Genomic DNA, 7,559 nt, shown 5'->3' with positions numbered 1-7,559 from the left:
GCTATATTCAATTTTATAAGATGTCATATGTTTTTTAAAAAAGGAGGATTTCTAATGAAAGAGAAATTAAACGGTATTTTACTTTTGTTGTTGCTTCTTTTTTTAGTTGGATGCAGTACAGAAGAGTTTTCCTCTTCAAGTTCTAAACCAGATGCGGAAGAAGTTCTCGCAGAGAATAGCGAAGCAGATATATTTCAGCTAAACGGGAATATTTATCAAACAGGAATCGACTGGGTTGAGAGTGAAAAAGTGACTAAAAATAACAAAATTGGGGAGATAAGTAAAGTTTCAAAAGATGCTAAATCATTCGAAAATGGAGTTGCCACTAATTTGTCTGAGGGTGTAGAGATATACACTGTAAAAGAAAATAAAGAGATATTAGTAGCTATTGTGAATGGTAAAGAGATGAAATATTTAGCGCTCTCTGAAGGCTAAAGAAAAGGCACCTACAAAGGTGCCTTTAATCTTTTATTTTACTATATTTTCAATTTCACTGATAATTGTTTCTAGCTTTTCACCAGATAGGTTATCATCAACAGTTGCATGAATATCGTGCATTATATCAAGTGATTCTTCTCCAACTTTTACAGTCTCTGTAAATCTATCATCGTAAGGGTGATCATGGTCTTCTTCATGATTTTCAGATGGTAAACCCTTTAAATTACTTTGCAATTCTGCTACGTTGTCTTCATTAAATAATATTGAGAAGGGTTCGATCGAAGCAAAGTAATTTCCAGTATCTTCACCTTTATTTAGGAAGAGTATGTACTTATCATCTATATTAGGCTCGATAAATAATGGATCTACCTTCTCTACTTCATGAATTGTTGTTTCGGAAGGCTCTTTTAATAGTATACCTTCTGGAGATACTACCTCGTCTCCTGAAGTCATTTCGACTTTATATGTTTCTGAATATAGATGATTTATTCTTATGTTTTCTTGACTATCACCTTTTAAAGTTTGTTCCACTTTAAAATCATATAATTTGCCTTCTACGTAATCTTCAGTTGATTCTTCTTCTGGATTCTCTGGATCTCTTGCCATATTCCAAGTTGAATCGAAGTTAGTATATTTACCAACTACGACTAGGTCTGAGCTTTCTACCATATCATTTAAGCTACTAGTAGAATCGAAATCATTACTTATTACTAATAATTCATTTTCTAACACTTCCTTATCTGCAGCTGCTCTTTTCGTATCATCTGCAAAACTCTTATATATAAAGAGCGATGACGCTATGATAATAGGAACGCCTAAAAATGCTATCTTTTTTTTCAATATAGTTCACTCCTTGATTATATTTAATAAATACTGTTAACTCCTCGAATATCGTCATTTTGCGGATTAGTCATTTTATTTCTATCTCTTCTAGTATTCATAATTGATGTCCCGCTTACATGCGCAATACCAAATGCATGTCCTAATTCATGGACAGCAGTACTCTTCGCAACATTACTATTTTTAACTGCTTTATCATTCAAGAAGCCTTCAAATTTAGTCACAATACCATTCTTGTTGTATTTTGTATTCATTTGACCGTAATGACCTGTGTCTGCTCTAGTGAATCTTGTTAGATAATGAACAGAGCTCTTGTTATAAAATAAATCGATATTTGCTCCACCTTTAGTATTGCTTTCCCAACTCGAAATAGCGTTTTGCCAACCTGTTTTTATTGTACCGTTCTTGAGGCTTGCCCCCCATTTATAACTCATTGTAGGGCCTCCTAATTTCCATTTCTCTCTTTTGTACGCGCTTACGTCTGATTGGAAACTAACCATTAATAATACGCTACAAAGTAAAACAAGAAAAGCTAGCTTAGATCCTTTCATGAATATTCCTCCTTAAATGGTATTAATTGTATTATATGCAATAGAATGTAAATATCCAATGAATCTTTTCTATAATTAGAAATATTTCTAATTTAAAAACAATTATTGAATTTAACGTGGCTATCTCAAGAAAATTGATTCCGAACAGAATTAGGACAAAAAAGGTACCAAATCGGGTACCTTTTTTGTGCGCAAAATTATAACATTTTCTCAGAGACAAAAATTCCTCTGGGAGAAGCGCCTTTCCCTTATCAAGGCGTACTCACCTGATTTTGAATGACTGTGAAGGATGCCTGGTTAACAAGGGGGGCATCTGGAGTTGGGAATAACCAAGGGTAACGAAAAGAAGAGAACATCATCGTTTAAAATAGCTACAGCATTAAGGATTTTATAAAGCTGTATTTGGGATACAACAATTATTAGAATTTAATTGTTTCGATATACCGGTAAGGGGTAGTGGGTAAAGTAATTTAAAAAAGGAGGTAGGAATTGTGACTTTCCTTGAAATAATAGCTTTTATAGCTATTATCATAGGCGTATTACAACTCCTAATCATCACTGGAGATGTACTAAGGCACCCCCTAGAAATGTTGCACCTAAGCCAGACAGTGCAATATTTTGATTCATGATGCAGATAGCAATGATGATTGGATTTTTAACTAGTTATCCAGCTAATTGGATATTGGTTAAGAAAGGTATAAAACATGCTATGTAACTATGTACTATAGAAAAAAGGCCTGCAGTTGCAGGCCTTTTTTTAACTTGCCATCTTTTTACATACTTCTGCACATCTGAAACATGCTTCAGCACAAGCTTTACAATGAGAATGGTGATCATGTTTATGACACACGTTGCCACATGCTTCACAAACTTCGGCGCATAATGCACATAGTTCTTTTGAGAACCTTCCATTCCTACTCATTACAGAAGCAGCAAATGAGCATATATCAGCACACTCTCTATCCAACCGAATACACTCTGCCATCATCTTAATGTCTTCTTCTTTTAAGCAAGCATCAAAACACGTATTACATGCTTTCATACATGCTATACATTCTTCGATGCACTGCTTATACATTTCATTCATCTGTGAATCCCCCTCTAAATTAGTATTAGTTACTCAACTGGAGTCAATTCATCTTCTGTTAACCATTTATGGTTCTTAACTTCCTCACCACCAGTAGTCGGGGTGAAGTCCACCATATAAACTGTTGTTTCTACTGATGATTCAATAGTTGCCTCGGCACCATCCATACCTTCCATGTGATCTGCATTAAGTGTAACCTCAGTGCCGGGCTCAAGCGGATCGTTCCCTGCATTTTCGAGTTCTTCTTGAATGACCCATTTATGGTCTGTAACCTTTTCTCCACCAGTAGTAGGTGTATAGGAGATTATATATGCAGTAGTATCAAAAGCTCCTGAAACAGTTGCTTCAGCACCATCCATACCTTCCATATGGTCTGCATTGATTATTACTTTACTTCCTACTGGGTATGTAGGGTTTTCCTTGTCTTGTAATCCCTCTGGAACTTCGCCTGAGCTGGAGTGATTCATACTGGAGTGATCCATCTCAGCATGATTTTTTGAGTCACTTGAACCACTGTTGTCATTTTGATCGTTTGAGCAAGCAACAAGACCGATTCCTAGTAGAATCATTAAAAACGGGAAAACAATTCTTCTGATTTTCACTTTGCATTCCTCCTCCTTTTCTAGAATTATACCCTATAGGGGTATATGGGAAAACCTCTACATATTATTCATTTTATTGGATGATTTATACATTACGCCCTAGTAAAAGTGATTCTGAATTCATTGAAAAAGCGGACAAAATTGAGACAATTTACGAACAAAAACCGGACAAATTTGATACCAAATAGAGTACCTTTTTATTTTCTAAAACCTAGTAACATTTTCTCAGAGGCAAAAAGTCCTCTGGGAGAAGCGCCTTTCCCTTATCAAGACGTACTCGCCTGATTTTGCACGACTGTGAAGGATGCCTGGTTAACGAGGGGAGCATCTGGAGTTGGGAGCGCGCTGCCAGCTTGACTGGTCACCGATTATTCGGTTAGTTGCGATTAAATCAGTCGTGGATGAAATGTTGATTCTGTATTTAACTTTGAACCATGAATTGACTTCTCAATCTCAGCCTTTCCTCTCGGTGAATTGGGTCGGTCAATAATAAACAAGCATTTAGCATAAGGTGGTGCTTAAAAAATAAAAGGGGAAAGACGATGGCAAAAATAAGAGACATTATGGCTGTTAGTTTAAAATAGCAGTCGAAGAATGAGATCGATGCTCAAGCAGGACAAGGATCGCAAGCAGCGTGAGGTGACAGCTGTTATAGAGGAGGAAGCACTTTGATTAAATGAGAAAAAGAGGGTAAATAGAAGCTTTGTCTAATCTACCAATTAAGTACAAAATATTATTCAAGGAGTTTTCTATGAAGAATTTTTTTGTTTACAATTGGCAGGTAAGAGATGAATGGTTCCTCTGGAGCCAGCAATTAACTCTTCAAGAACTTGTACAACAGCGTACAGGGGGAGTGGGAAGTATCTTACACACTCTTTTTCATATAGTGGAAGTTGAGTATAGCTGGATTAGAGCAATACAAGGCGAAGAGGATATTCTATATGATTTTAGTGATTACAAAACTCTTAATAAGGTAAGTGAACTATCGAACCATCTAAGAATGGAAATTATTCAATGCATAGAGGAATGCTTAAAGGGGTCTGTAGAAAAATTGGTGAATGTCCCATGGGATGATAAGAATTTCACAATAATTGATATTCTGCATCATTTGGTAGCGCATGAAATTCATCACATTGGTCAACTATCCATATGGTCAAGAGAAATGGGGATGGAACCTGTACCGGCCAATTATATTGGGAGGAAATTGTTTGAAGATTGATGGTCTAGATTCTTTTAGGGAAGCGATGGAAGATATGTCTAATGGCTTGCTAAAGGCTGAGATGGAGCTTTGGCTGGAAGGCGGGGGTTATGAGTTCTTGGATATTATCAGAGATGACTGGAATTCCTTATGGGGTTTTGACTGCTCGTTACTACAATGAAGGTGTAAATGATCTATTAACTTGTCCTGTCCATTCTGTAACAGACAGAAAAAGAGGAGTTAACAACCATAAGGCAAAAATAAATGACGAAATAGCTATGGATATAAAAACAAGATTGTCAAAAAGTGAAAAAGCGCCCGAGATTGCCAGTTGTTATAATATTAGCAAGTATATAGTTTACGATATAAAAAGAAGCAAAACTTGGAAACACGTTAAAATACACAATACCGAGGTAACTGATAGACCATCAGAACCGTAGAGCGTAGGGATTGAGCGATATGGAAGCAATAATATCCTCAAGAGTGTCCGACAACCAATAGGTTGTCTTTTTTATTGGTTGAAAATGTACGCCGAACTTACTGGTGACAGTAAGATGTGAGGGATAAAAAGCCCACACACGATAACACGATTGGTATGCGAATGACGGGCACTTCACTGTTGATCCAGCAAAAGGAAAAGATAGTCGCTGGGTACCTGGCTATTGGAAAGGCGATCGATTTGTTTATGATCCAGGATCTGATACCGGCATGCTGCTGATATTGAAATGGATTGATGGAACCAACTATTGGGATAATGCGCTTCGCATCTTTGAGCTCATGTTTGAGAAGAGTTTGGAGAAGAAGCTGCAGCAATGGATGGACAGAAGCTTTGGGAGGTGATCATACGTGAATGCGGAAGTAGGCTCTATTATGAAATACTTCTATGATGTGTTCCCGAATCAGGTTTACACAGACGAGCTACCACAAGGCTTTGAGACTCCGTCGTTGTATTTCCCTCCTGTTCAAGCAACGGATGCAGGAGATACAAATATGACCTTCTTGAAGGCGTACACGCCTCAATGTGAAGCTGTTTCACGATAATTCTCGAACCGCTAATGCAGAAGCAGAGCGTATTGCAGATACATTGCGTAGAGAAAGAAGCGTGCTGCCTATTGTGACGAAAATGGACAGCCAACAGGCGAATATTTGCGAATTAACCGTATAGAAACTCGGGTTCGAGAATCTGGTGTCGCGTTCATTATTCTCTCTTGGAACAGCCGGTATCATTATGAGCAAGAGAAGGTACCTAGCCTTGTGTTTGTAGAAATGAATAGTGGGGTGAAAGGATGACAACAAAAGCAACAGCAAAGACGACACCTGCTGCTAAAACAACGTCAGCGGTCGAGCCGTCGGCATCAATGGAAACAGAATTTTATATCCATGAATTGCAAGAGCACAGTAGGACATTGTTCGGTGTAAGACCGGAAGTGTTCAACGGTGCTCTTTTGCATTACAAGAGCAATACAATCACCAAAACAGAAGCAAAACTCCTGATTCGGGCGTTTCTAACGAAGGAGGTAAAGTGATATGAATGGTGGGACATTTACATCTGTAGAGAGTAAACAACGTGCTGGGATTTACTTCAATTTCAAGACACTTGCACAGGATCGTCTGGCTTCAGGAGTGAGCGGGACAGTGGCTTTACCGGTTGTGCTCAGCTGGGGGCCGGCGAGACAGTTCCTATCTATCTCAAACGTGGATGACCTTAACAAAAAAATTGGTTTGAATATCGATGATCCGACACTTCTGCTTTATCGAGAAGCCAAGAAGAAAGCACAGAGAGTCCTGTTGTACCGCTTGAATCATGGCGAGCAAGCAAGGGCGCAGGTCAGTGAGACATTGACAGTTACAGCAAAATACGGTGGAGAGAAAGGAAACGACATCTCCATTCGAATCTCGGAGAACGTGTTGGATACTTCCCGTCGAGATGTTCTGACGTTTGTTGGTACCGACGAGGTAGATCGACAAACTGTAGCAGCAGCCGATGAGTTGAAGGCTAACGACTATGTTTCTTTTGAGGGAACAGGTGAGCTTACTCTTACTGCAGGTACGTCTTTGCTCGGCGGAAATAACGGTAAAGCGAATGTCCAAGACTACACGGACTTCTTAGCAGCTGCTGAAACGGAATATTTCAACAGCATCGCACTTCCAGTAGAAGGTGATGAGCAGCTCAAAGCAACGTTCACAGCCTTCATCAAGCGAATCCGTGACAATCAAGGTATTAAGGTTACTGGTGTACTTTCAGGTTATAGAGCGGATCACGAGGGTGTCATAACGTAACAGAAGGCGTTCTGTTGGAAGATGGTACAAAGATCGAACCGCATCTTGCGACAGCTTGGGTTGCGAGAGCGAGTGCTACAGCCGGCTTTGGTCAGTCTCTGACATTCGTGGAATATGCGGGAGCTGTCGATGTCTTGAACCGTTTGGATGAAGATCAAATCATCCAAAAGTTGAACAATGGTGAATTCATCTTCAGCTTTGATCCTCGTGATAAAACTGTCAGCGTGGAAAAGGACATTAGTTCTCTTACAAGCTTCACGACTGAGAAATTGGAAGAAGAGGTTCCGTTCACATTTGAGGATATTGATCTTCCAGAGGAGCTATTGGAGAGGTTTTGATAATAAAATGGTATAGAAAAGGTAACTAAAAGATATAAAAAAGGTAACTAAGTAGTTACCAATTCTATACTCCAATAATGTTAATGTGGTATATTAAACGTACAACATTCATAAAATAAAAAGACCAGGGTGCTCTAACACCCCGGCTGTGTACAAGCGACCATCATGGCGCTGACTCAGAATACTTTCTTGCGAAAATAGACCACCTTAAACTTGTCTAGGGCT

10 protein-coding genes and 3 pseudogenes are annotated in these 7,559 nt (G+C 38.7%); 9 read left to right on the top strand and 4 right to left on the bottom strand.

Going from position 1 to position 7,559, the window contains the following annotated elements:
• Positions 1-54 precede the first annotated feature (54 nt).
• Positions 55-435, top strand: coding sequence for a hypothetical protein (locus CHH91_RS14110; protein WP_095224092.1), 381 nt, complete (start codon positions 55-57; stop codon positions 433-435).
• 33 nt (positions 436-468) lie between these two features.
• On the opposite strand, the gene CHH91_RS14105 is transcribed toward CHH91_RS14110, so the two are convergent.
• Together CHH91_RS14105 and CHH91_RS14100 are read right to left on the bottom strand one after the other, a co-directional pair.
• Positions 469-1,278: a hypothetical protein gene (locus tag CHH91_RS14105; RefSeq protein WP_095224091.1), complete on the bottom strand. Its 810-nt coding sequence runs from the start codon at positions 1,276-1,278 to the stop codon at positions 469-471.
• 23 nt (positions 1,279-1,301) lie between these two features.
• Complete coding sequence (locus CHH91_RS14100; RefSeq protein ID WP_095224090.1) at positions 1,302-1,829, bottom strand: matrixin family metalloprotease; 528 nt, start codon at positions 1,827-1,829, stop codon at positions 1,302-1,304.
• A 622-nt stretch (positions 1,830-2,451) separates the two neighbouring features.
• Between CHH91_RS14100 and CHH91_RS21485 the strand changes: the two are divergent.
• Positions 2,452-2,544, top strand: a pseudogene (locus tag CHH91_RS21485) (DUF4396 domain-containing protein); the annotation flags it as partial.
• Between the two features lie 42 nt (positions 2,545-2,586).
• Here CHH91_RS21485 and CHH91_RS14090 read toward each other — a convergent pair.
• A complete protein-coding gene (locus CHH91_RS14090) occupies positions 2,587-2,916 on the bottom strand; it encodes a four-helix bundle copper-binding protein (protein WP_095224089.1) in 330 nt (109 codons plus the stop codon).
• Positions 2,917-2,945: 29 nt separating this feature from the next.
• A complete protein-coding gene (locus CHH91_RS14085; protein ID WP_095224094.1) occupies positions 2,946-3,485 on the bottom strand; it encodes a YdhK family protein in 540 nt (179 codons plus the stop codon).
• Positions 3,486-3,852: 367 nt separating this feature from the next.
• Here CHH91_RS14085 and CHH91_RS20630 point away from each other — a divergent pair, with 367 nt between their 5' ends.
• The 7 genes and pseudogenes from CHH91_RS20630 to CHH91_RS14065 all read left to right on the top strand — a co-directional run.
• Entirely contained in the window at positions 3,853-4,008 is a 156-nt protein-coding gene (locus CHH91_RS20630) for a hypothetical protein (RefSeq protein ID WP_176465800.1), read from the top strand.
• Positions 4,009-4,269: 261 nt separating this feature from the next.
• On the top strand, positions 4,270-4,737 hold the full coding sequence (locus CHH91_RS14080) for a DinB family protein (protein WP_095224088.1): 468 nt from the start codon (positions 4,270-4,272) through the stop codon (positions 4,735-4,737).
• Between the two features lie 89 nt (positions 4,738-4,826).
• Positions 4,827-5,156 carry a hypothetical protein gene (locus CHH91_RS20300; RefSeq protein ID WP_141234169.1) on the top strand — a complete coding sequence of 110 codons (330 nt, stop codon included), beginning with the start codon at positions 4,827-4,829 and terminating at the stop codon, positions 5,154-5,156.
• A gap of 154 nt (positions 5,157-5,310) precedes the next feature.
• Positions 5,311-5,556, top strand: a pseudogene (locus tag CHH91_RS21270) (HK97 gp10 family phage protein); the annotation flags it as partial.
• Between the two features lie 6 nt (positions 5,557-5,562).
• Positions 5,563-5,757, top strand: coding sequence for a hypothetical protein (locus CHH91_RS21265; RefSeq protein ID WP_286160790.1), 195 nt, complete (start codon positions 5,563-5,565; stop codon positions 5,755-5,757).
• 317 nt (positions 5,758-6,074) lie between these two features.
• The gene (locus tag CHH91_RS14070) at positions 6,075-6,242 is read left to right on the top strand and encodes a YqzN/YkzM domain-containing protein (protein ID WP_095224093.1); all 168 of its coding nucleotides are present in this window, start codon (positions 6,075-6,077) and stop codon (positions 6,240-6,242) included.
• A 1-nt stretch (position 6,243) separates the two neighbouring features.
• Positions 6,244-7,265 (top strand): annotated as a pseudogene (locus CHH91_RS14065) (phage tail sheath subtilisin-like domain-containing protein); the annotation flags it as partial.
• Between the last annotated feature and the right edge of the window lie 294 nt (positions 7,266-7,559).

This window comes from Virgibacillus sp. 7505 (assembly GCF_002272135.1).
Taxonomy (GTDB): Bacteria; Bacillota; Bacilli; order Bacillales; family Amphibacillaceae; genus Terribacillus.
Note: the sequence above shows the minus strand (reverse complement) of the source record. Positions and strands in the feature narration are given on the sequence as shown.

Excerpts from the sequence above, each read along its gene's own strand:
- CHH91_RS14080 (WP_095224088.1), top strand. The coding sequence starts at position 4,270 with ATGAAGAATTTTTTTGTTTACAATTGGCAGGTAAGAGATGAATGGTTC.
- CHH91_RS14110 (WP_095224092.1), top strand. The coding sequence starts at position 55 with ATGAAAGAGAAATTAAACGGTATTTTACTTTTGTTGTTGCTTCTTTTT.
- CHH91_RS14085 (WP_095224094.1), bottom strand. The coding sequence starts at position 3,485 with ATGATTCTACTAGGAATCGGTCTTGTTGCTTGCTCAAACGATCAAAAT.
- CHH91_RS20300 (WP_141234169.1), top strand. The coding sequence starts at position 4,827 with ATGAGTTCTTGGATATTATCAGAGATGACTGGAATTCCTTATGGGGTT.
- CHH91_RS14090 (WP_095224089.1), bottom strand. The coding sequence starts at position 2,916 with ATGAATGAAATGTATAAGCAGTGCATCGAAGAATGTATAGCATGTATG.
- CHH91_RS14070 (WP_095224093.1), top strand. The coding sequence starts at position 6,075 with ATGGAAACAGAATTTTATATCCATGAATTGCAAGAGCACAGTAGGACA.
- CHH91_RS14100 (WP_095224090.1), bottom strand. The coding sequence starts at position 1,829 with ATGAAAGGATCTAAGCTAGCTTTTCTTGTTTTACTTTGTAGCGTATTA.